Source organism: Oerskovia flava (assembly GCF_026163685.1).
GTDB classification, from domain to species: Bacteria; Actinomycetota; Actinomycetes; order Actinomycetales; family Cellulomonadaceae; genus Oerskovia_A; species Oerskovia_A flava.
The window spans coordinates 186573-208967 of the sequence record NZ_JAOXSR010000004.1 but is presented as its reverse complement, the minus strand read 5'-3'; the positions used below and the strand labels follow the sequence as shown (position 1 = coordinate 208967).

Here is a 22395-nt window from a genome sequence, read left to right as displayed (position 1 = left end):
CGCCGGCCAGTGGCACCTGCACGGCGCTCACGCCGGGATCTGTGACTGTCGTTGCCAAAATCGTCCCAATCCGTCGCGGACGCGCTGGACGTCCTCGGCTGTTCCCAGTAGTTCGAAGGCGTACAGGTACGGGACCTGGCACTTCGTGGAGATGATGTCGCCGGCGATGCAGTACGCCTCGCCGAAGTTGGTGTTGCCCGCGGCGATAACGCCTCGGATCAACGACCTGTTGTGGGTGTCGTTCAAGAACTTCACGACCTGGCGGGGCACGGCGCCGCCTTCGTTGCCGCCGCCGTAGGTGGGGACCACCAGGACGTAGGGCTCCTCGACGCGGAGGAAGCCGTCAGCCGGCCGGACGGGGATGCGATGGGTGTCGATCCCGCGCTCGGGCAGGCCCAACCGCTGGACGAACCGGTGCGTGGTGTCCGAGACGCTGGAGAAGTAGACGAGCGATCCCATGTCCGGGTCCTCTCCCTGCTCCGTCCGGCGCCGACGCCCGAGGGCGTCGGGGGGCGGGTCGGCTCAGGCCACGACCGGTGCGGTCGCGGCTGCCAGCGCGTTGATCTGGTCCGGGCGGAAGCCCGACCAGTGGGTGTCGCCGGCGACGACGACGGGTGCCTGGAGGTACCCGAGGCCGCGGACCAGCTCGAGCGCCTCGGCGTCCTGGCTGATGTCGACGACCGTGTACTCGACGCCCTTCTTGTCGAGGGCCCGGTAGGTCGCGTCGCACTGCACGCAGGCCGGCTTGCTGTAGACCGTGACGCTCATCTGAGGCTCCTCGTCTGGTAGGGCTGGTGAGCCGGGTCGTGGGGGCTCATGAGCCTCTGACCTCGAAGGACACCGCTGTAACTACGTCTGTGTGATGGCCCGGATCCCGTGGTGGTCTCTGGGCGTGAAACCACTATACCTAGTGGTCGACGGTGCGCCACTCCACTACATCTCGTGTCTGAACTTCACCCGCACCACGTGTGGTAGAGGCACTCGACCATGCTCCCACGAGGGTCCGACAGCGCGCCGAGCACCCCCGTGTGCACCGGCTCGTCCACCGCTCACGGCGTCCCGGAACGGCTCCAGGACGCCGTCGGCGCACGCTCGTCCACAGCATGTGGACGGCCACGGTCCACACCGTGTGGGCGCCGCGCGAAGCGTCCGGGGCGCTCCGCGGGGCGGGTGCCGACGGCACACCGCGGCCGTCATCAACCGGACAAACGCCGCACCGCACGAGCCTGCATCCGACGGACGTTCGGCGTGTCGTCGGCGTGTCGGCACCTCGTCGGGAACTGGGACGAACATCACCGTGCTGCCCGGTGCCGCCGTCCGCTGCCGGCCACCCCCGCCGGGGCCGCCCGAGCACGCCGACGGGCCCGCCCGCGCCGCGCGCGGACGGGCCCGTCAGGGGCCGTTCGGAGGTTCCGGGTCGCCTCAGACGTCCGTCACGGCAGGCAGCGCCGACGAGGTCGCGAGGCGGCGGTACCAGTACGCCGAGTCCTTCCAGATCCGCTCCTGGGTCTCGTAGTCGACCCGGATGATGCCGAACCGGCGCTCGTAGCCGTAGCCCCACTCGAAGTTGTCGAGGAGCGACCAGGCGAAGTACCCGCGCACGTCGGCCCCCGCGTCGATCGCGGCGCCGACCGCGTCGATGTGGTCGTGGAGGTAGGCCACCCGGCGGTCGTCGTGCACCCGGCCGTCCGCCGACACCTCGTCCTCGAACGCGGCACCGTTCTCCGTGACCATCATCGTCTGGCCCGGGTAGGCCTCGTGGACGGCCACGAGCAGCTCGGTCATGCCGGCGGGCTCGATGTTCCAGCCCATCGCGGTGTACGGGCCGGGCTGCTGGACGAACTCGACGTCCTCGACACCGATCCACGGGCTCGCGCTCGACGCCCCGTGGCCGTCGTTCTCGGCGCGCTCACCCTCGCCCGAGAAGTGGCGCACCTTGACGGTGGAGTAGTAGTTCACGCCCAGCACGGACAGCGGCGCCTTGATGAGCGCGGTGTCCCCCTCGTGGACGAACGACCAGTCGCTCACGTGCGCGGTGTCCGCGAGCAGGTCGGCCGGGTAGACGCCCTCGAGCATCGGCGAGAGGAACGCGCGGTTGGCGAGCGCGTCGATCTTCCGCACGGCGTCGAGGTCGTCCGCCGAGTCGGGGTCCTCGGGACGGATCACGTGGAGGTTGAGCGTGACGGAGGTGGTGACGTCGTCGCCGAGCTCCTCGCGGATCGCGCGGACCGCGAGCCCGTGGGCGAGGTTGAGGTGGTGCACCGCCGCGAGCGCCGCCGCGGGCTCGGTGCGTCCCGGCGCGTGCACGCCGGAGCCGTAGCCCAGGTAGGCCGAGCACCAGGGCTCGTTGAGCGTCGTCCAGGTGTCGACGCGCTCCCCCAGCTCCTGCGCCATGCGGCGCGCGTACCGCTCGAACGCGTAGGCGGTCTCGCGCGACGCCCAGCCCCCTGCGTCCTCGAGCTCCTGCGGGAGGTCCCAGTGGTAGAGCGTGACGACCGGCTTGACCCCGGCCTCGATGAGCGCGTCGACGAGCCGCGAGTAGAACGCGATGCCCTCGGGGTTGAAGTCCCCCGAGCCGCCGGGCTGGACCCGCGACCACGAGATCGAGAAGCGGTAGGCGCCCAGTCCGAGCGCCTTGATGTGCGCGACGTCCTCGGCCCAGCGGTGGTAGTGGTCGTCCGCGACGTCGCCCGTGTCACCGCCCAGCGTCTTGCCCGGGGTGTGGGAGAACGTGTCCCAGATCGACGGGCCGCGGCCACCCTCGGTGGCGGCTCCTTCGATCTGGTACGACGCGGTGGCCGACCCCCACAGGAAGCCCGGGGGGAAGGTGCGCGTGCCCGACGGCGCGGCGTCGGGGGCAGGGGTGGCCGGCGTCGGCCGGGCGGGGGTGTCGGTGGTCACGGGGTCCTCGCTGGTTCAGTCGTCGTGCGGTCGTGGGTCGAGCGGTGCGTCGGTGTCCGCGCCTCCGTCCGTGGGAGCGCTTCCACGTCTTCTGCCTCCAGGGTACGTCGTCAGCGGGCTTCCGTCGTCACGTCCGGGGACACCTCGAGGCGCAGGGAGCCGGGACCGCTCACCGTGGCCACCTGGTCGCCGTACCGGACGGACCAGGTGGCCGGTGCGTCGTCGGACACGACCGTGAGCACGGTGCCGGTGCGCCGCACCCGGAAGGAGGCACCTGCCGCGCCGGGGTGTCCCGGGACGGTGACGACCGAGTCGTGCCCGTCCGGGAGCTCGAACGCGTGCAGGGTCACACCGTCGGCCCAGTCGTGGTCGGGCCGGTCCGTGCGCGCCCCGACGGGAAGGACCGTGCCCGGGCGCACGAGCACGGGCAGGGAGTCGAAACCGTGGGTCTCGGTCACCCAGCGCGGTCCCGTGACCGTCGACGGCAGGTCCGCGGCGGGACCGTCCGCCGCGCCGTCGACCAGGCGCGTCCACGTCCCGGCGGGGACGTAGTACTCCACGTGCCCGTCGGCCCGGAAGACCGGCGCGACGAGGAGCGCGTCGCCGAGCATGTACTGCGTGTCGACGAGCGCCGCCGTCCGGTCGGCCGGGTGCTCCAGCACCATGGGCCGCATGACGGGCAGGCCCTCGGTGTGCGCGAGCTCGCCCAGCCGCGCGAGATACGGCATCAGAGACATCTTCAGCCGGGTGAAGCGTCGCGTCACGTCGACGGCCTCGTCGTCGAAGGCCCAGGGCACCCGGTAGGAGTCCGAGCCGTGCAGGCGCGAGTGGGACGAGAGCATCCCGAAGGCGACCCACCGCTTGAAGACCGCCGGGTCCGGCGTCCCCTCGAACCCGCCGATGTCGTGGCTCCAGTACCCGAACCCGGACAGCGCGAGCGACAGGCCGCCGCGCAGGGACTCCGCCATCGCGACGAACGTCGACTCGCAGTCCCCGCCCCAGTGGACGGGGAACTGCTGCCCGCCGGCGGTCGCCGACCGCGCGAAGAGCACCGCCTCGCCGCTCCCCCGCTCCTCGGTCAGGACCTCGAAGACGGCCTCGTTGTACAGGTGCGTGTAGTAGTTGTGCATCCGTTGCGGGTCCGAGCCGTCGTGCCAGACGACGTCGGTGGGGATGCGCTCGCCGAAGTCGGTCTTGAAGCAGTCGACGCCCTGGCGCAGCAGCCCCCGCAGCGTGTCCTGGTACCAGGCCCGCGCGTCGGGATTCGTGAAGTCGACGAGCGCCATGCCCGCCTGCCACAGGTCCCACTGCCACACGTCGCCCGCCGCGGTCCGCACGAGGTAGCCACGCTCGAGACCCTCGTCGAACAGGTGCGAGCGCTGGGCGATGTACGGGTTGATCCAGGCGCTGACCCGCAGGCCGCGGTCGTGCAGGCGCGCGAGCATCGCCTCCGGCTCCGGGAACGTCTGCGGGTCCCACACGAAGTCGCACCAGTGGAACCGGCGCATCCAGAAGCAGTCGAAGTGGAAGACGCTCAGCGGGATGTCCCGCTCGGCCATCCCCTCCACGAAGCGCGTGACGGTCGCCTCGTCGTAGTCGGTCGTGAACGACGTCGAGAGCCACAGCCCGTAGGACCACGCCGGGACGCGCGCCGGGCGCCCCGTGAGCGCGGTGTACCGGCGCAGCACGTCGCGGGGTGTCGGGCCCTGGATGACGTAGTACTGCAAGGACTGGCCCTCGACCGAGAACTGCGCCCGGGAGACGACCTCGGTGCCCAGCTCGAACGACACGCGCTCGGGGTGCGCGACGAACACGCCGTACCCCTTGTCGCTGAGGTAGAACGGCACGTTCTTGTACGCGAGGTCGCTCGCGGTGCCGCCGTCCTCGTTCCACACGTCGATGCTCTGCCCGTTCTTGACGAAGGCGCCGAACCGCTCGCCCAGCCCGAACAGGTGCTCGCCGACGTCGATCGCGAGCTGCTCGTGCACGTACGTCGTCCCGTCGCCCGTCGTCGCGACGCCCACGCTCCGGTCGGTCGACGACGTGAGCACCTGCCCGTCCGCGACGAAGTCGACGCGCCACGGCCCGTCGGTCGAGACCCGGGCGGTGAGTCCGCCCGAGGAGATCGTCGCCTCGGGCGCGCCCGTGGTCGTCGGCACCGCGACCTTGACGTCCGCCCCGGTCCGGGCGACCTCGAAGTGCGGTCCGGGGTCGCGGCGACCGCGGTGGTGCTCGATCCGCACCCCCACGACGCCCTCGACGGGTGCGTCGAACGTCACCGTGACGAGCGGCTGGTTCAACGTGTCGCCGCGGGTGCGGATCGGCGCGGTCGGGGCGTGCACGACGAGTCGCTCGCCGGCGTCGACGGCCTCGTCGACCGCCCGGGGGCGCAGCACGGTGACTCCGGGCTTGAGCTGCCAGTAGCCGTCGGTGAACTTCATGACGTCCTTTCGATCGGTCCGTCGACCAGCGCGACGGCGTCGTGACCCGGCAGGTCGACGACACCGGTCACCGGCTCGCCGGTGAGCAGGTCCACGTGCGGGCCGGGGACGGGCACCAGCGCCCGGTCCGGAGAGTGGTTGAGCAGGAACAGCACGTCACCGCGCCGGACGATCTCGACGCCGGGATGCGCCGGGAGGCCGGGCAGCACCGGCGCGGCGGCCGAGGCGCGCAGCGCGGCGAGCAGGACGTCCGCGGTCGAGCGCTGGTCGAGCACCGTGCCGACGTACCAGGCCTCCCCCTGCCCGACGCCGTGCCGGGTCACGGCCGGCGCGCCCGCCAGGTGGCCCGCGCGGTACGTGGCGAGCACGTCCGCGCCGTCGGCCCGGAGCAGCTCGCCGAGGACGCTCGCCCGCGCACCGGCGCCCGGGCGCCCCGGCCACCGGGGCGCGAGGTCGAGCGGGACGCCGTCGTCGGGAAGCGCCGCGTGCTCCTCGCCGCTCACGCCCAGGACGTCGCGCAGCAGCGCGGGGAACCGGCCGGTGCGCAGGTGCGCGCGCTCGTCCGCGACCCCCGTGAAGGGACCGACGACGAGGACCGCGCCCCGCCGCGCCGCGTCCGTCAGCGCCTGCGCGGCGACCTCCTCGAGGAGGTAGAGCTGCGGGACGAGGACGAGGTCGTACCCGGCGAGGTCGCGCGCGGGCGGGACGAGGTCGCAGACCACGTGGTGCTCCCACAGCACGCGGTGCCAGGCGCGGAGCTGGTCGACGGCGTCCAGACGGTCGGTCGGGCGGGCGACCTCGCCGCTCGCCCACCACGACGGCCAGTCGACGACGATCGCGACGCGCGCCTCGACCCGGCCACCGACCACCGGACGCAGCCGTTCGAGGTCGGCGCCGAGCCGACGCACACCGCGGTGCACCCGGGTGTCGGCACCTGCGAGCGGGAGCATGGAGGAGTGGAAGCGCTCGGCACCGCTGCGCGAGCCGCGCCACTGGAAGAAGCACACGCCGTCGGCCCCGCGCGCGACCGCCTGGAGCGACTCGAGACGGGAACGCTCCGGCGACTTGGGCAGGTTGTGGGGGCGCCAGCTCACCGCGCTCGTCGCGCTCTCCATGAGCAGCCACGGCGCACCGCCGCCGAGCGAGCGGACGAGGTCCTGGGTGAGCGCGGCGTCCGCCGGCGCCTGCGGGTCCCCGGGGTCCGGGTACGCGTCGTCGGAGACGACGTCGAGGTCGTCCGCCCACGTCCACGGGTCGATGCCGGCGAAGAAGCCCATGAGGTTGGTCGTCACGGGACGCTCCGTGTCGTGGGCGCGGATCACGTCGCGCTGCGCGCGGTACAGGCCGAGCAGCTGGTCGGAGCAGAAGCGTCGCCAGTCGAGCGCCTGCGACGGGTTGGGGTGGTACGGCATCCGGCGCGGGGGCAGGACCTCGGACCAGTCGTCGTAGCGCTGCGACCACACCGCGGTCCCCCACGCGTCGTCGAGCGCCTCGACGGAGCCGTACCGGTCCCGCAGCCACTCGCGGAACGCGGCAGCCGCCTCGTCCCCGTAGCAGACCTGGCCGAACTCGTTGCCGACGTGCCACATGCGCACCGCCGGGTGGTTCGCGTACCGGACGACGAGGTCCGTCGTGATCGCGAGCGCGTGCTCGCGGTAGACCGACGACGCGGGGCTGAACTGGTTGCGGGACCCCGGGACCAGGCGCACGCCCTCCGCGTCGACGGGCAGCGTGCCGGGATGGCGCGCGCCGAGCCACGGCGGGGGCGACGCCGTCGGGGTCGCGAGGTCCACACCGATGCCGTGCTCGTCCAGGACGTCGAGCACCTCGTCGAGCCAGTCGAACTCGCGAGCACCGGGCCGCGGCTCGTAGCGGGCCCAGGAGAACACCCCGACCGTCACGAGGTTGACGCGTGCCTCGCGCATCAGCCGCGCGTCCTCGCGCCAGACGTCGGCCGGCCACTGCTCCGGGTTGTAGTCCCCTCCGAAGCAGAGCCCGGAGCGCGCCGTGAGGTCCGCGAACCGCGACGCGGCGGAGCGCTCGGGGACGGCGATCACCATGGACGGCACCGTTGCCTTTCTGAAGGTGGTGGGCGAGATCGTGGCTGCGCACTCCGCGCGCCGGACAACCCCATCGTTTGTCGAAGCGTTTCAACACGCTAACCTGTGCCGAGTCCGCTTGTCCAGCAGGTCGTGAAGGCACATTGCGGCTTAGCGCGTCGAAGCGCTTCCCTCGCCGGCTCGCCCCGGGCGGCGACCGCGCTACCGTGTCTCCCGAGCGGTGTCCCGAGCGCGCGGGCCTCGACCGACTCGCACCCATCAGCGAAGGAGTGTCCGTGGCCACCATCGAGGACGTCGCACGAGCCGCAGGAGTCTCGGCGTCAACGGTCTCGTACGTGCTGTCCGGCAAGCGGAGCATCTCCGCCCCGACACGGCAGCGCGTGGAGAAGGCGATCCAGCAGCTCGGGTACCGCCCGCACGCCGGCGCCAGGGCGCTGGCGTCGTCACGGACCAACGTCCTCGCCCTCATGGCACCGCTGCGCGCGGGCGTGGAGGTGAACGTCATCATGCAGTTCGTCTCCAGCGTCGTGCTCCGCGCCCGCGACTACTCGTACGACGTCCTCCTGCTCACGCAGGACGACGTCTCGGGAGCGGAACGGGTCGGGGCCGGGTCGATGGTCGACGGGATCATCGTCATGGACGTCGAGGCCCAGGACGCGCGGCTGCCCAGCCTCGCGCGCCTGCGCCAGCCGACCGTGCTCATCGGCCTCCCTCGTAGCCCCGGCACGCTGAGCTGCGTGGACCTCGACTTCGAGGCGGCGGGCCGGCTCGCGTTGGACCACCTCGTCGGGCTGGGGCACCGCCACGTCGCGTTCGTCGGCCCGCCGCCGGAGGTCATGGCCCGGCACACGTCGTACGCGGACCGCGTCCTCCGAGGCTTCTCCGGGGCCGCGCGCGACGCAGGCATCGACGCGCGGACGATCGAGTGCGAGGGCACGGCGCCCGGGGCCGCCGCTGCCGTGGACGAGCTCCTCGCCCACGACCCGGCTCTGTCGGCCGTCCTCGTGCACAACGAGTCCGCGCTGCCGCACGTCGTCGCCCGCTTCGCCGAGCACGGCCGACGGGTCCCCGACGACCTCTCGGTGATGATCATCAGCCCTCCCGAGGTCGCCACCGCCCAGCCCGTCCCGCTGACGAGCATCGACATCCCCACCGAGCGCGTCGCGCGCGTCGCGGTCGAGATGACCATGGCGCGCATCGACGGTGACGAGCCGGCGGAGACGCGTCTGCTCACGCCGGTCGTCACCGACCGAGGGTCGACGCTGCCCGCCGTCAGCCCTTGATCGCCCCGAAGATCACGCCCTTCGTGAAGTGCCGCTGGACGAACGGGTAGATCGCGAGCACGGGGATCACCGCGAGCACCATGATCGCCATCTTCACCGGCAGGCCCGTCACGGCGCCGGTGGCGACGTCGACCTGGCCGGTGCCGCTGCCCGGCAGCGTGACGCCCTGCAGGACGTAGGACCGCAGCACGAGCTGCAGCGGCCACTTCGCGTTGTCGTTGATGTAGAGCATCGCGTTGAAGAACGCGTTGAAGTAACCGACGCCGTAGAACAGCGCGACCACGGCGATCGCCGCCGTCGACATCGGTACCACGATGCGCGCGAGGATCCGCCAGTCCCCCGCCCCGTCGATCCGGGCGGCGTCGGTGATCGCCGGGTCGATCCCCATGAAGAAGTTGCGCAGGATCAGCACGTTGAACGCCGAGACCGCCCCGGGCAGGATGAGCGCCCAGTAGCTGTTGATGAGGCCGAGGTTGCTCACCAGGAGGTAGGTCGGGATCATCCCCGCACCGAAGAACATGGTGATGAGGAAGACGAAGAGGATCGGACGGTGCCCGACGCTCCCGGGCCGCGACAGCCCGTAGGCCGCCAGGATCGACACCACCGTCGAGATGATCGTGCCGACGGCGGTGATCCCCACCGAGACGATCGCCGCCCGGGTGACGATCCCGCCGTCGAGGATCTGCTGGTACGCAGCGATCGTCAGGTCGCCCGGAATGACGACCATGCCGCCCGACCGGATGATGTCCGCCTGGGTGGAGAGCGACGTGAGGACGACCGTGTAGAGCGGGAAGAGGACGACCAGGACGATGAGGCACAGGGCGATGCCCTTGCCGAGCTGTCCGAGAGCGCTCGGTCGGCCCTCCCACGCCGCGCGGTGCCGCGAGCGGCGTGGTCGGCGGGCCGGACGGCGTCGCATCCCCTCGGGTGCCGGGAACGGCACCGCGTCGGGACGGCTGAGCGGGCCCTGGCCCGTGTCTGTCGTGGTACTCATGCTTTTCTGTACACTCCCGCTTCACCGAAGACGTGCGCCAGCTTGTTCGCGCCCAGGACGAGCACGAGCGAGACCACACCCTTGACGAGTCCGGCGGCGGCCGCGAAGGCCCAGTCGCCGTAGACGACACCCTGGTAGTACACGAAGGTGTCGATGACCTCCGACGCCTCGGCGCCCACGGCCTGCCGTTGGAGGATGAGCTGTTCGAACCCGACCGTCAGCGCGTCCCCGAGCCGCAGGATGAGCAGCAGCACGATCACCGGTCGCAGCGCGGGCAGGGTGATGTGCCAGATCCTGCGCCACCTGCCCGCCCCGTCCATGGCCGAGGCCTCGTACAGCGCCGGGTCGACCGTGCTGAGCGCGGCGAGGAAGATGATGATCCCCCAGCCGGCGTCCTTCCAGACGGACTGCATCGTGATGAGCAGCAGGAACGTGTCCGGGTTGGTCATGAGGTCGAAGCCGTCGTACCCGTTGTCCGCGAGCACCCGGTTCACCAGCCCCGCACCACCGAAGATCTGCTGGAAGATCGTCACCACCAGGACCCACGAGAAGAAGTGGGGCAGGTAGACGATCGACTGGATGGTGGTCCGGATCGACGGCGTGACGACGCTGTTGAGCAGCAGGGCCAGGATGATCGGGATCGGGAAGAAGAACACGAGCTGGAACGCCGTGATCGCCAGCGTGTTGCCCACGGAGTGCAGGAACTGCGAGTTCGAGAAGACCCGCTCGAAGTTGTCCCAGCCGACGAACGGCGAGCCCCCGATCCCCACGTACGGCGAGTAGTCCTGCCACGCGATGACGTTGCCGAGCATCGGCACGTACGCGAAGAGCGCGAGCAGGCCGACACCGGGCAGCGTCATGAGCAGCAACGACCGGTCGCGCCGCAGCCGCACGCGCAGGGGGATCTTGCGCCCCTGCGGCGCGCTGCCGCGAGCCGTGCGGCCCGGCGTGGGTGCCGGGCCGCGCGGCCGGTCCGGAGGGACCGAGGCGTCGTCGCGGACGTCCTGGTCGGAGACCGTGGAGCTCATCGTCAGTCGGTCCCCGCGTCGGGAGCGCTGCCGTCGAGGATCTCCTGGTAGAACGCCCGCAGCTCCTCGCCGCCCGAGCTGCGCCACGTCTCCACCGCCGCGTCGAGGTCGTCGAGCGACTTGCGCCCGCGGGCGATGTCCCCCTCGAGGTCCTCGAACGGCTGGCCGAGTGACGCGTACGCCGCGGGTTCGGTGATCTGCATGCCGTAGAACAGCGGCTCGACCACGTACGGCGCGGCGTCCGCCATCCACGTGGTGAAGTCCTCGACGTACCCCGGGTACTGGACCTTCGCGTTCACCACGGGCGGGTCGACCAGGAAGATGTAGGACGGCTGCACCTCCGTCTGGGCGAGCTGGGTGGCGACCGGGAGACGGTCGGCGTCGAGCTCGAAGTGCACGCCCTCGACCCCCGAGTTGATGAGCTGGTACTCGGCCGTCCCGTACGGCGACGCGAGGAAGTTGGCGGCCTCGAGCAGCTCGGCGACGACGGCCTCGTCGTCGGACTTCTTGAGGTACGAGCACATGCTGGCGGCGTTGGCCTTGTACAGCTGCGGCTCCCCGCCGTCGGCGGCGAACACCGGCATCGGCTGCTGCGCGAAGTCGGGGTTCGAGGGCAGGTTGCGCCCGAGCGCCTCGTGCCAGGCGCCCAGCCCGTCCGCGGTCACGAGGACCTGGCCGGACTCGAACCGCTCCTTGCCGTCGCCCGACTCCGCGACCGCGTCGGGGTGGACCGAACCCTGGGCGTAGAGCTCGGCCATCCACGCCAGCGCGTCCCGGTACTCCTGCGTCTCGACGCGGTGGACGAGGTTGCCCTCGGCGTCCTGCGTCCACTTCGGCGGGACCGAGAACATCTGGGTCGCGTGGGCCCAGAGGTCGTTGGTGCCCCACTGGCGGTCGCCCGCGTCGGTCAGCGAGTCGACGAACTCGAGCATCTCGTCCGCCGTGGTCGGCAGCTCGACGTCCTCGGGCAGGAGGTCCGCGCGGTAGAACGTGGCGTCGTTGATGAGCTCGCCCGGGAACGGCAGCCCGTAGAGCTTGCCGTTCCACATGCAGGCCCGCCACGCGTCGGTGGGGATGTTGGCCAGGTTCGGATAGGCCTCGACCGCGTCACCGGCCAGGTACGGGGTGAGGTCCGTGAAGATGGTGTCGACCGCCTGGCCGAAGCGCGGGGGGATGTTCCAGGAGGGGATGCTCACCCAGTCGGCGACGTCCTTCGGGGACGCGAGGACTGCGGCGAGCTTGTCCCCGTACGTGTTGCCGTCGGAGATCTGGAACCGCAGGTCGGTCCCGATGGCCTCGTTGACGGCGTCGAAGTACTGGTTGCCCTCGGTCGGGGGGATGGTGCCCCACAGCGGCGTCATGACGGTGTACTTCCCGCCGGACCCCGGCGGGGAGTCGAAGACCTGGACGAGCTCCTCGGGGACGTTCTCGAACCCGGCCGTCGACCCGTTCACGCTCGGGAAGTCCGGCGTGGCGTACTCGACGGGCACGTGGTTCGGGAGCGCGGCGGCGTTGCCGACCTGCTGCTCGACCCCGGTCTCGCTGCCGATTCCGCCACCTCCGCAGGCCGCGACGAGTGAGACCGCTCCCACGGCCGCGGTGACGGCGACCCAGCGCCGGCGGTGTTCCTGACTGCTTGCCCTCATCGGCGTAGCACTCCTTCGTGACCATCAGGAGGAGCGGCTCTGCCCCTCTCGCGCCCGGATCACCGAGCTTGCCCCGGCACCATCGGTAGTGTCGAAGCGCTTCAACGGAGGGTACGGGTGAAGAGTGCTCCAGTGCAAGCATCCGGGGGCATCCGTTGCGTCTCGACCGCTGCAGCGCCACCGCCGCTCGCGATGTGGCAGCATGGGCGACGCACCACGACACCCGGTGAAGTGTGTCGAACCGTTTCGAGCCTTCGACCCTCGCCGTCCACCACCACCTGGAAGGACGATGCCGTGCCGTCCCTGGCCACCACCCACCCGATCCCGCCCTACCGGCAGATCGACCTCCCGCCGGCGGAGCGCGCACGCGACCTGCTGGGACGCCTGGACGCGGGCGAACGCCTCGCGATGCTGCACCAGTGCGCGCCCGCCGTCGAACGACTCGGGCTGCGCGCGTTCCGCACCGGCACCGAGGCGCTCCACGGTGTCGCGTGGCTCGGCCGGGCCACGGTCTTCCCCCAGCCCGTCGGCCTCGCCGCCTCGTGGGACCCCGACCTCGTGCGCCGGGTCGGCGACGCCGTCGCGACCGAGGTGCGCGCCCACCACGCGGCCGACCCGACCGTGAGCCTCAACGTCTGGGCCCCCGTGGTCAACACCCTGCGGCACCCGGGCTGGGGACGGAACGAGGAGGGTTTCTCGGAGGACCCGCACCTGACGGCCGAGCTGGGGGGCGCCTACACGCGCGGCCTGCGCGGCGACCACCCCCGCGTCTGGCGGACCGTCCCGACGCTCAAGCACTTCCTCGCCTACGGCTCGGAGACGGACCGGGCCGTGACCAGCTCGCACGTCCCCCTGCGCCTCCTGCACGAGTGGGAGCTGCCCGCGTTCCGCGGCCCGGTCGCCGCCGGTGCGGTGGGCGCCGTCATGCCCGGGTACAACCTGACCAACGGCCGCCCGAACCACGTGGCGACGGGCCTGCTCGACGAGCTGCGGTCGTGGACCGACGAGTCCCTCGCGGTCGTCTCCGACGCCGCCGCGCCGACCAACCTCGTCGTGGGTGAACGGTACTTCCCCGACCACGTCGCCTCGCACGCCGCGTCGCTGCGCGCCGGCGTCGACTCCTTCACGGACAACGACACCGACCCGGGCCCCACCCTCGACCGGCTCCGTGCCGCCCTCGACCGCGGGATCCTCACGCAGGACGACGTCGACCGCGCGGCCCAGCGCCTGCTCGAGCTGCGCATCCGCACCGGCGAGCTCGACGGCGACGACGACCCGTGGGCGACCATCGGCCCCGACGCGGTCGACCTCCCGGAGCACCGCGCCCTCGCCCACGAGGCCGTGGCCCGCTCCGTGGTCCTGCTGCGCAACGTGGCGCCCGAGGGTGCGACGCCGGTGCTGCCGCTGACCTCCCCTGGCCGGGTGGCCGTCGTCGGGCCGCTCGCCGACCGCGTGCTGCACGACTGGTACTCCGGCACCCCGCCGTACACCACGTCCGTCGCCGCCGCCGTGCGCGCCCGGTTCCCGGACGCCGACGTCGTGGTGGCCGACGGCGCCGACCGCGTCGCGCTGCGCTCCGTGTCCACCGGCACCTACCTCGAGGTCGGCGACGACCCGGGTGTCGTCACGGCGAGCGCCCACCACGCGTCGACCGCGACGCACCTCGACGTCACCGACTGGGGCGACGGGCTCCTCACGCTGCGCTCGGTCGCGTCCGGCCGCCTGCTCACCGGGGCGTCGTGGATCGTGGCCGCCGACGCCGAGCGCGTCGGCGGCTGGGTCGTCCAGGAGAGCTTCCGGCGGCGCCTGCACGACGACGGGTCGTGGTCCCTGCAGCACGTCGCCTCCGGGCGGTGGCTGCGGGTCCAGCACGGGTCGACGCTCCTCGTGGCCGAGGCCACGAGCGCGGACGAGGCCGAACGCTTCGTGCTGCGCACCGTCAGCGCGGGTCACGCCGCCGTCGAGGCTGCGGCACGCGGCGCCGACGCGGTGCTGGTCGTCGTGGGCAACGACCCACACCTCGCCGGCCGTGAGACGCAGGACCGGCCCCACCTGAGGCTGCCGACCGCCGCGGAGGAGGTGTGGCGCGCCGCCCGGGACGTCAACCCGCGCAGCGTGCTCACCGTCGTCTCGAGCTACCCGTACGTCCTCGGCCCGGCCACCCACGACGCGGCCGCCGTCGTCTGGTCGTCGCACGGCGGCCAGGAGCTCGGCCCGGGGCTCGTCGACGTGCTGAGCGGCGACCAGGAACCCGCCGGACGGCTCGCCCAGTCGTGGCCCGCGCACGAGCGGGACGCCGGTCCGCTGCTCGAGTACGACGTGCGGCGCGCGGGGGCGACCTACCGGTACAGCACCGCCGAACCGGCGTTCGCGTTCGGGCACGGGCTGTCCTACACGAGCGTCGTGCACGAGTCCGTCCGCCTCGACCGTCCGGACGTCCAGGCCCCCCGGCCGTGGTCCGCGCGCGAGGCTCCCGGTCTCGACCCCCTCGTCGCGACCGTCACGCTGCGCAACACGGGGACGAGGCCGGCGGACGAGCTCGTCCAGGTCTACTCGCTCGCGCCCGCGGAGCTACCCGTCCCCGCCCCCCGACGCCTGCTCGTCGCCCACACGCGGGTGCGGCTGGAGCCGGGCGAACGTCGCGAGGTCCGGCTCGAGGTCGACCCGGCACGGCTCGCGGTCTGGGACGTCGCCGCGTCGTCCGGTCCGGCCCCGGCGGGCGCCGACCCCGACCTGCACGTCGGGGCGTTCCGTGTGCAGGCGGGCGACTACACCCTCGCGTCCGGCCCGTCGAGCGCCGACCTGCCGGTCCGGGCGACGCTGCGCGTGACCGACGGTGGGCCCGAGGGCGGGCCGACCGGTGGGCGCGACCGGGGGCGCAGCGGCGCGCTGCGGATCCCTGCGCACGCGTTCAGCGACGGCGACGGGATCGTGACGACCGACCGCACGCGGGAGTCCGGCTGGGCGGTGGAGGTCGCCGCCGGCAACGCGACCGGCTGGGCTCGCTACGACGCGGTGGACCTGAGCGGTGCGGACGAGGTGCGGCTCGAGCTGGCCTCGACGCGGGCCGCGCAGAAGGTGGTCGTCGAGGTGCGCGCCGCGGGGAGCGGCGAGGCCTGGCGACGCGTGGCGCGCCTCGCGTCGCCAGGACCTGCCGGTGGGGAGGATGCCGGGGCGGACGCGGACGACTCCCGCTATCGCTGGCGCACGGTCACCGGTGAGTTCGTGCACCCGGGCGAGGGGGCGCCCGACGGGCACGACGTCCGGGTCCTGCTCGGTGCGGGGACCCGGTTGGCGGGGATCACGTTCCCCGCTCAGTGATCGAGGACGTCCTGACCTGCCCGCAGCACCCGCCGTACCCGCAGGTCACCGTCCGTGACCACGACGTCGGCCCGGCGCCCGGCCTCGAGCGCCCCGACGTCGGTGCGGCCGAGCACGCCCGCGGGCGTCAGCGACGCCGCCCGGACCGCGTCGACGAGCGGGATCCCGGCGGCGACGGTCTCGCGCACCACGTCCAGGAGGTGGTAGGTCCCGCCGGCGATCGACCCCTCGCCGGTGCCGTCGTCGAGGCGGGCGACGCCGTCCGCGACCGTCACGGCCATCGGCCCGAGCTGGTAGGTGCCGTCGGCCATGCCCGCGGCGGCCATGGCGTCGGTGACCAGCGCGATCGCGTCCGAGCCCACGAGCTCGAAGACGCTGCGGACCGTGCCCGCGGCCAGGTGCGTGCCGTCCGCGATGAGCTCGACGACGATCTCGCCGCGCGCCGCCGCGGCCAGGCACGACGCGATCGGTCCTGGCGCGCGGTGGTGCAGGGGGCGCATCCCGTTGAACAGGTGGGTCGCGGTGATGCGGCGCCCGCGGGCGCCGTGCTGCGCGAGCGCCCGGTTCGCGCCCGTGATCGCGGCGTCGGTCTCCTCCGAGCTCGCGTCGGTGTGCCCGACGGACGGCAGCGCCCCGACCTCGACGAGGGTCTCGGCGACACCTGACGCCCCGACGACACCTGGCACCTCCGGGGCGACCGTCATGGTCCGCAGGTGGCCGCGGGCCGCCGCCGCGATCTCGCGCACGAGCGTGGCGTCGCCGGTGAGCATGTCCGCGGGGTTCTGCGCCCCGCACCGCACGGCGGACAGGAACGGCCCCTCGAGGTGGATCCCGGCGATCTCGCCGGCGTCCGCGAGATCGGCGAGGATCGCCACGCGCTGGAGCAGGACCGGCCGGCTCGCCGTGACGAGCGACGCCACGAGGCTCGTCGTGCCGTGGCGCAGGTGCTCGCGCACCGCGACCCGGGCCCCGTCGGCCGTGGCGGAGTCGGGGAAGCTCGCGCCTCCCCCGCCGTGGTTGTGCAGGTCGACGAGCCCCGGCAGGAGCGTCACGACGGGCGCCGACACGTCGGGGGCCGCCGCGGACGCGGCCGGCGCGGGACCGAACCCGGCGTCCGCCACGCCGTCGGCGGGTCCGACCCAGGCGATCTCGGGGCCGTCGACGACGACGACGCCGTCCTCGATGATCTCGGACGGGGTGACGACACGGCCGCGCAGGACGACTCGTGACCCGGCTGGGGAGGGAACGTTCGACGTCATGCCGCCATTGTTGCGCACTTCGTACACCTGCCGCACAAACCGCTGCGGGGGGCGGATCACCGGCTCCGCAGCAGGCGCCTGGCACCCCGCGCGAGGTTCGCCGCGAAGAGCCGCTGGAAGACCGGCAGCAGCGACCTCAGGGGGCGCAGCCACCACAGCGCCGGGTTCGAGAACACGTCGATCGCCAGCCAGAGGTCGCCCGCCTGGTCCCGCTCGATCGCGAACCGCTCCTCGCCCGTGAACGCGTGCCCGGGCAGGGTGCCGTAGCCGAACGCGACCGCCTCCGGCGTGCGCTCGACCCAGACGATCTCGCACGGTTCGACCACCCCGAGCCCCCAGATCCCCAGGTGGGTCGCGACGCGCCCGCCGACCACCGCGACCGGGCCGTCGGCGTCGAGGCGTACCGCGGCCGCGGCGTGCACCCGCCACGTGAGGAGCTGCTCGCCCAACCACGCGAGGTCCGCCGGGGAGCGCGCCCGGCCTGACAACCGGTGCCGCACGTGCAGGTGCGCGTATCCCGTCGGCAGGTCGCCCGTCAGGGTGGCGCCCACCTCGGGATAGGTCAGGTCCTTCTGCTCCGTCATGGGGTCGTCCCTCTCGTGGTGCCCGACGGCGCGACGCCCCGGGACGTTCGGGCCCGGTCCCGCGCCAGGCGCAGTCCGAGCAGGGTGCACAGGACGTATCCCGTGGCGTTCGCGAGCCCGTGGGTCGCCGCCATGAGGTCGAGGCCGGGGTGGCTCACGTCGAACGCCTCCCCCACCGCCCACCAGAGCACGAGCAGCATCGACGCCCCGACGGTGACGGCACCGCCGACGAGCAGCCGGCGAGCGGTGGGTCCGGCAGCGACGGCCGGGCCGCGGGCCGTGGCCCACGCCGTCGCCCACAGCGCCGCGGTGAGCACCACCGCGCCCGCGAGCTCGACGTGCTCACCGGTGAAGTAGCCGACGAGCACGAGCAGGGTGCCGACGGGCACGCCCCACGCGCCGGCGTCTGCCGCCCGCGACACGCTCGACGTGGCGGTACCCGCACCGGGGTGCACGAGGCCCGCGACGAGGCCCGCGATCAGGGCCGCGCCAAAACCCGCGTAGAGCATGTGCGGGACGGTCAGCGCGAGGTACGTGCCCGAGAATCCCAGGAGCCCCCACCCGGCACGCTCGGCGACGAGCGCGCCGGCGCCGACCACCGGGAGCACCAGGGCGACCACGGTCGCCACGACCCGCCCGTCGGACCAGGTCGGCAGGCGCGGTGCCGAGCCGCGGGGCGCCGACCGGCTCGCGGAACGGCGAGCCGCCTGCGTCCCGAGCCGCAGACCGCACCCGGCGAGGACGCCGGTGGCGAGCGCGAACACGCCCGCCAGGAGCGCGGCGCCGGTTCCTTGTGGGAGCACGAGGCTCACCGCCCCGGCGGTGCCGACGAGCGGCCACCCGAGACTCCGGGGCCGGACGACCACCCCCGGCCGGAGCAGCCGCAGGCCGAGCGGCAGCACCACGATCATGCCCAGCGCGACGAGCGCACCGACCAGCGCCGTCCCGGCCGCGCTCATCAGCGCACCGCACGGATCAGGCGTAGGACGTCGTCGACCACCCCGCGCGCGACCGGGAGCCGCGAGAGCCGGACCAGGTGCCCGACCACGGGTGCGCCGCCCGCGACGAGCCGCCGCGTCCGCGCGAAGTCCGGCGAGGAGTCGTAGACCCAGAACAGGGTCACCCCGAGCTGCACGAGCCACAGCAGCTCGGGCAACTGGGCCCGGAGCGCGGGCGGCACCCGCGGCTGCGCGCCGGCCACCACGTCCTCGAAGATCCGCTGTGAGAGCTCGCGCGACTCGCTGGACGCCGCCGAGAACGGGCTCGCCGCAGAGCCCGGGCGGATGGCCACCGAGATGAACTCCGCGCCGAACGCGTGGTACGGCGCGAAGACGTCGATCGCGGCGTCGAGGACCCCGCGCAGCCGCTCGCTGACCGATCCCCCGGCCTCGAGCAACGACGCGACCGTCGCGGTGTGCTCCCGCTGGACCTCGAGGTACAGCTCCTGGACGAGGTGGTCCTTCGACGGGAAGTAGTAGTACGCGTTCCCGGTGCTCACCCCGGCCGACGTCGCGATCGCCCGCATGGTCGTGCGCTCGTAGCCGACCTCCCGCAGCATCACCAACGCCGCCTCGAGCACACGCGCCCTGGTCTCGGCCGACTTGGGCGTCGACCGCGGCGCCGCACCGGTCATCGTGACCGACCTGCGGACGGAGCACGGAGGGACAGCTCAGTTTTGAACATGTTCAAAACCGTAGCACGCTGGATGCCCCCGGACCTGCACGGTCCGAGGGCACGTGTCCGTCAGAAGAGGCGGGACTCCACGTCGTCGACGCCGCGCATGGCGTCGTAGTCGAGCACGAGGCACCCGATCCCCCGGTCCTTCGCGAGCACCCGGGCCTGCGGCTTGATCTCCTGCGCTGCGAAGACACCCCGCACCGGTGCGAGCAGCGGGTCCCGGTTGAGGAGCTCGAGGTATCGCGTCAGCTGCTCCACGCCGTCGATGTCCCCCCGACGCTTGATCTCGACGGCGACCGTGCCGCCACGCGCGTCCCTCGCGAGGATGTCCACGGGCCCGATCGCCGTCGGGTACTCCCGGCGTACCAGCGTGTGACCGTCTCCCAGCAGGGCGATCTGCGCCGCCAGCATCTCCTGGAGATGGGCCTCCACGCCGTCCTTGATGAGCCCGGGATCGACACCGAGCTCGTGCGAGCTGTCGTGGTGGACCTCGTGGAGCTCGATCTCGAGACGGTCGTCGCTCTTCGTGTGCTGGACGGCCCACACCTCGGTGACCCCACGCTCACGGGCGGTCTCGTCCGGTTCGCTCGTCACCAGCGTGCACGGCGGGCTCATCCAGTTGAGCGGCTTGTAGGAGCCGCCGTCGGAGTGCAGCAGCACGCTGCCGTCGGCCTTGACCAGCAGCACACGGGTGGCGAGCGGCAGGTGCGCGGACAGCCTGCCGGTGTAGCGCGCGGCACACTGTGCGACGACAAGACGCACGTCGATCTCCTTGTCGGCAGGAAGGCGGCAGGAACGAGAGCAGAGGTCCGGGCGGGTCTTCGAGGTCCGGACGGGACGTGGGTCAGACGACGACGTCCCGGCGGCCCGGGGGTGCGGCCTCGAGCCACGAGGCCAGTCCCGCGTAGGCACCGCTCGACATCGTGAGCTCCACGTCACGGCCCTGGTAGCTGCAGCGCACCAGGTAGACGTCGGGGCGCCCGGCCGCGTCGAGCGGCACCCGACCCGTGATCGTGAGGTCCTCGCGGCTCCAGGTCTGCGCCGGGCGCAGCGAGACCGACCAGAAGCGCCACCAGTCGATCCGACCGACGCCGTAGTGCGCGATCCCTTGCGTCCAGGCACCCTGCGGATTGCCCGCCGGCCGGAGGCCGCACTCGAAGGAACCCACTCGGTGCACCAGCGCGCGCAGGCGCACCACACCCAGCCCGACGACCACCAGGACTGCGGTGAGCAGTCCGATCAGGAGCCAGACGAGGGGCGGCATGGCGGGCCGGTCAGACGGACTCGGAGCCGGCGACCACGGTCGCCGAGTCGGCGACGATCGTGACGAGGTTCGCGTCGACGGACAGGAACCCGCCCGTCACCTCGACCTCGAACGGACCCCCGCTCGAACCCTTGATGCGGACGGTGCCTGGCCGGAGCACGGAGAGCAGCGGCGAGTGGTCGGCAAGGATGCCGATCTCACCGTCCGCGGCCGGCGCGCTCACGGACTTCGCCTCGCCCGACCAGATCTTTCGGTCCGCCGCCACGAGGTCGACGTTCAGCTGTGCCACTGCAACTCCTTCATGTCCAAGCGTACGGGACGGGGATCGCGGGGAGCCCGAGCCGTCCGGCCCGGCCTCCCCGCGCGATCACCGTCTGATCAGGCGCCGTACTCCTTCTGGATGCGGGCCCAGTTGCGCTCGAGGTCCTCGAGGCCACCGATGTTGAAGAACGCCTGCTCGGAGACGTGGTCGAACTCGCCGTCCGCGATCTTCGTGAACGCCTCGATGGTCTCGGACAGCGGCACGGTCGAGCCGACCACGCCGGTGAACTTCTCGGCCATGTAGGTGTTCTGCGAGAGGAACTGCTGGATGCGGCGGGCGCGAGCCACGACCGTCTTGTCCTCTTCGGAGAGCTCGTCGACACCGAGGATCGCGATGATGTCCTGGAGCTCCTTGTTGCGCTGCAGGATCTGCTTCACGCGCGTCGCGGCGTCGTAGTGCGCCTGCCCCACGTAGCGCGGGTCGAGGATCCGCGACGTCGAGGCGAGCGGGTCCACGGCGGGGTACAGACCACGGGACGCGATCTCGCGGGAGAGCTCCGTCGTCGCGTCGAGGTGCGCGAACGTCGTCGCCGGTGCGGGGTCGGTGTAGTCGTCCGCGGGGACGTAGATCGCCTGGAGCGACGTGATCGAGTGACCACGCGTCGAGGTGATGCGCTCCTGCAGCAGACCCATCTCGTCCGCGAGGTTCGGCTGGTAGCCGACCGCCGACGGCATACGACCGAGGAGCGTCGAGACCTCGGAGCCCGCCTGCGTGAAGCGGAAGATGTTGTCGATGAAGAGCAGCACGTCCTGCTTCTGCACGTCGCGGAAGTACTCCGCCATCGTCAGCGCGGACAGGGCGACGCGCAGACGCGTGCCCGGCGGCTCGTCCATCTGGCCGAAGACCAGGGCCGTCTTGTCGAAGACGCCGGCCTCCTCCATCTCGACGATGAGGTCGTTGCCCTCACGGGTGCGCTCGCCGACACCGGCGAACACCGACACACCACCGTGGTCCTGCGCGACACGCTGGATCATCTCCTGGATGAGGACGGTCTTGCCGACCCCCGCACCGCCGAAGAGGCCGATCTTGCCACCCTGGACGTACGGGGTGAGCAGGTCGATGACCTTGATACCGGTCTCGAACATCGTGGTCTTCGACTCGAGCTGGTCGAACGCCGGGGGCTTGCGGTGGATCGGCCAGCGCTCGGTGATCTCCAGCTTCTCGCCCTCGGCGAGGTTGAGCACCTCACCGGTGACGTCGAAGACGTGACCCTTGGTGACGTCACCGACGGGCACGCTGATCGGCGCACCGGTGTCCGTGACGATGGCACCGCGCACGAGGCCGTCGGTGGGCTTCAGCGCGATGGCACGCACGAGGGAGTCACCGAGGTGCTGGGCGACCTCGAGCTTCAGCGTGAAGGACTTCTCGCCCTCGCCCTGCGAGGAGAGGTCGATCTCGACGGTCAGCGCGTTGTAGATCTCGGGGATGGCGTCGGTCGGGAACTCGATGTCCACGACGGGACCGATCACGCGGGCGACTCGGCCCACGCCGGGTCCGCTCTGGTGCTCGACCTGGGCTTCCACGGTGGTGGCGGTCATTTACTGGCCTCGCTTCGCAGGGCCGGAGCTCGCTCCGGCGGTGACAGTGCTGGTGTAGGAAGTCGGCGCTGCCGGCT

The 22395-nt window shown here is 72.3% G+C and carries 18 protein-coding genes; 2 read left to right on the top strand and 16 right to left on the bottom strand.

Annotated elements, in window-relative coordinates; all coding sequences use genetic code 11:
* Positions 1-27 precede the first annotated feature (27 nt).
* The 5 genes from nrdI to OHL10_RS09285 all read right to left on the bottom strand — a co-directional run bounded on the left by nrdI (position 28) and on the right by OHL10_RS09285 (position 7402).
* A complete protein-coding gene (gene nrdI, locus OHL10_RS09305; RefSeq protein WP_265521917.1) occupies positions 28-459 on the bottom strand; it encodes a class Ib ribonucleoside-diphosphate reductase assembly flavoprotein NrdI in 432 nt (143 codons plus the stop codon).
* Between the two features lie 63 nt (positions 460-522).
* Positions 523-768, bottom strand: a complete 246-nt coding sequence (gene nrdH / locus OHL10_RS09300; RefSeq protein WP_265521916.1) for a glutaredoxin-like protein NrdH — start codon at positions 766-768, stop codon at positions 523-525.
* Positions 769-1422: 654 nt separating this feature from the next.
* Positions 1423-2901 carry a GH1 family beta-glucosidase gene (locus OHL10_RS09295; RefSeq protein WP_265521915.1) on the bottom strand — a complete coding sequence of 493 codons (1479 nt, stop codon included), beginning with the start codon at positions 2899-2901 and terminating at the stop codon, positions 1423-1425.
* Between the two features lie 110 nt (positions 2902-3011).
* Positions 3012-5342: an alpha-xylosidase gene (gene yicI, locus OHL10_RS09290; protein ID WP_265521914.1), complete on the bottom strand. Its 2331-nt coding sequence runs from the start codon at positions 5340-5342 to the stop codon at positions 3012-3014.
* Positions 5339-7402: a beta-galactosidase gene (locus OHL10_RS09285; RefSeq protein WP_265521913.1), complete on the bottom strand. Its 2064-nt coding sequence runs from the start codon at positions 7400-7402 to the stop codon at positions 5339-5341. Before OHL10_RS09285 ends, yicI begins: the two co-directional genes overlap by 4 nt.
* Before the next feature lie 275 nt (positions 7403-7677).
* On the opposite strand from OHL10_RS09285, the gene OHL10_RS09280 reads away from it, so the two are divergent.
* Positions 7678-8685 carry a LacI family DNA-binding transcriptional regulator gene (locus OHL10_RS09280; protein ID WP_265521912.1) on the top strand — a complete coding sequence of 336 codons (1008 nt, stop codon included), beginning with the start codon at positions 7678-7680 and terminating at the stop codon, positions 8683-8685.
* On the opposite strand, the gene OHL10_RS09275 is transcribed toward OHL10_RS09280, so the two are convergent.
* The 3 genes from OHL10_RS09275 to OHL10_RS09265 form a co-directional block, all read right to left on the bottom strand.
* Positions 8675-9604 (bottom strand): carbohydrate ABC transporter permease, encoded by a 930-nt coding sequence (locus OHL10_RS09275; protein WP_265521992.1) that lies wholly within the window; start codon positions 9602-9604, stop codon positions 8675-8677. The genes OHL10_RS09280 and OHL10_RS09275 overlap by 11 nt on opposite strands.
* Before the next feature lie 71 nt (positions 9605-9675).
* Positions 9676-10707, bottom strand: a complete 1032-nt coding sequence (locus tag OHL10_RS09270; protein WP_265521911.1) for an ABC transporter permease — start codon at positions 10705-10707, stop codon at positions 9676-9678.
* Between the two features lie 2 nt (positions 10708-10709).
* Positions 10710-12353 carry an extracellular solute-binding protein gene (locus OHL10_RS09265; protein WP_265521910.1) on the bottom strand — a complete coding sequence of 548 codons (1644 nt, stop codon included), beginning with the start codon at positions 12351-12353 and terminating at the stop codon, positions 10710-10712.
* A gap of 294 nt (positions 12354-12647) precedes the next feature.
* On the opposite strand from OHL10_RS09265, the gene OHL10_RS09260 reads away from it, so the two are divergent.
* Positions 12648-15674 (top strand): beta-glucosidase family protein, encoded by a 3027-nt coding sequence (locus OHL10_RS09260; protein WP_265521909.1) that lies wholly within the window; start codon positions 12648-12650, stop codon positions 15672-15674.
* Here OHL10_RS09260 and OHL10_RS09255 read toward each other — a convergent pair.
* The 8 genes from OHL10_RS09255 to atpD all read right to left on the bottom strand — a co-directional run bounded on the left by OHL10_RS09255 (position 15668) and on the right by atpD (position 22318).
* Entirely contained in the window at positions 15668-16933 is a 1266-nt protein-coding gene (locus OHL10_RS09255) for an N-acetylglucosamine-6-phosphate deacetylase (RefSeq protein WP_265521908.1), read from the bottom strand. The genes OHL10_RS09260 and OHL10_RS09255 overlap by 7 nt on opposite strands.
* A gap of 56 nt (positions 16934-16989) precedes the next feature.
* The gene (locus tag OHL10_RS09250) at positions 16990-17517 is read right to left on the bottom strand and encodes a DUF1990 domain-containing protein (RefSeq protein ID WP_265521907.1); all 528 of its coding nucleotides are present in this window, start codon (positions 17515-17517) and stop codon (positions 16990-16992) included.
* The gene (locus tag OHL10_RS09245; protein WP_265521906.1) at positions 17514-18476 is read right to left on the bottom strand and encodes a YndJ family transporter; all 963 of its coding nucleotides are present in this window, start codon (positions 18474-18476) and stop codon (positions 17514-17516) included. The genes OHL10_RS09250 and OHL10_RS09245 overlap by 4 nt, the downstream gene beginning before the upstream one ends.
* Positions 18476-19150 (bottom strand): TetR/AcrR family transcriptional regulator, encoded by a 675-nt coding sequence (locus OHL10_RS09240; RefSeq protein ID WP_265521905.1) that lies wholly within the window; start codon positions 19148-19150, stop codon positions 18476-18478. Before OHL10_RS09240 ends, OHL10_RS09245 begins: the two co-directional genes overlap by 1 nt.
* A gap of 110 nt (positions 19151-19260) precedes the next feature.
* Positions 19261-19956 (bottom strand): endonuclease NucS, encoded by a 696-nt coding sequence (gene nucS / locus OHL10_RS09235; RefSeq protein ID WP_265521904.1) that lies wholly within the window; start codon positions 19954-19956, stop codon positions 19261-19263.
* An 82-nt stretch (positions 19957-20038) separates the two neighbouring features.
* The gene (locus tag OHL10_RS09230) at positions 20039-20458 is read right to left on the bottom strand and encodes a DUF2550 domain-containing protein (RefSeq protein ID WP_265521903.1); all 420 of its coding nucleotides are present in this window, start codon (positions 20456-20458) and stop codon (positions 20039-20041) included.
* A gap of 10 nt (positions 20459-20468) precedes the next feature.
* Complete coding sequence (locus tag OHL10_RS09225) at positions 20469-20747, bottom strand: F0F1 ATP synthase subunit epsilon (protein ID WP_265521902.1); 279 nt, start codon at positions 20745-20747, stop codon at positions 20469-20471.
* A gap of 89 nt (positions 20748-20836) precedes the next feature.
* Positions 20837-22318 carry a F0F1 ATP synthase subunit beta gene (gene atpD, locus OHL10_RS09220; protein ID WP_265521901.1) on the bottom strand — a complete coding sequence of 494 codons (1482 nt, stop codon included), beginning with the start codon at positions 22316-22318 and terminating at the stop codon, positions 20837-20839.
* Between the last annotated feature and the right edge of the window lie 77 nt (positions 22319-22395).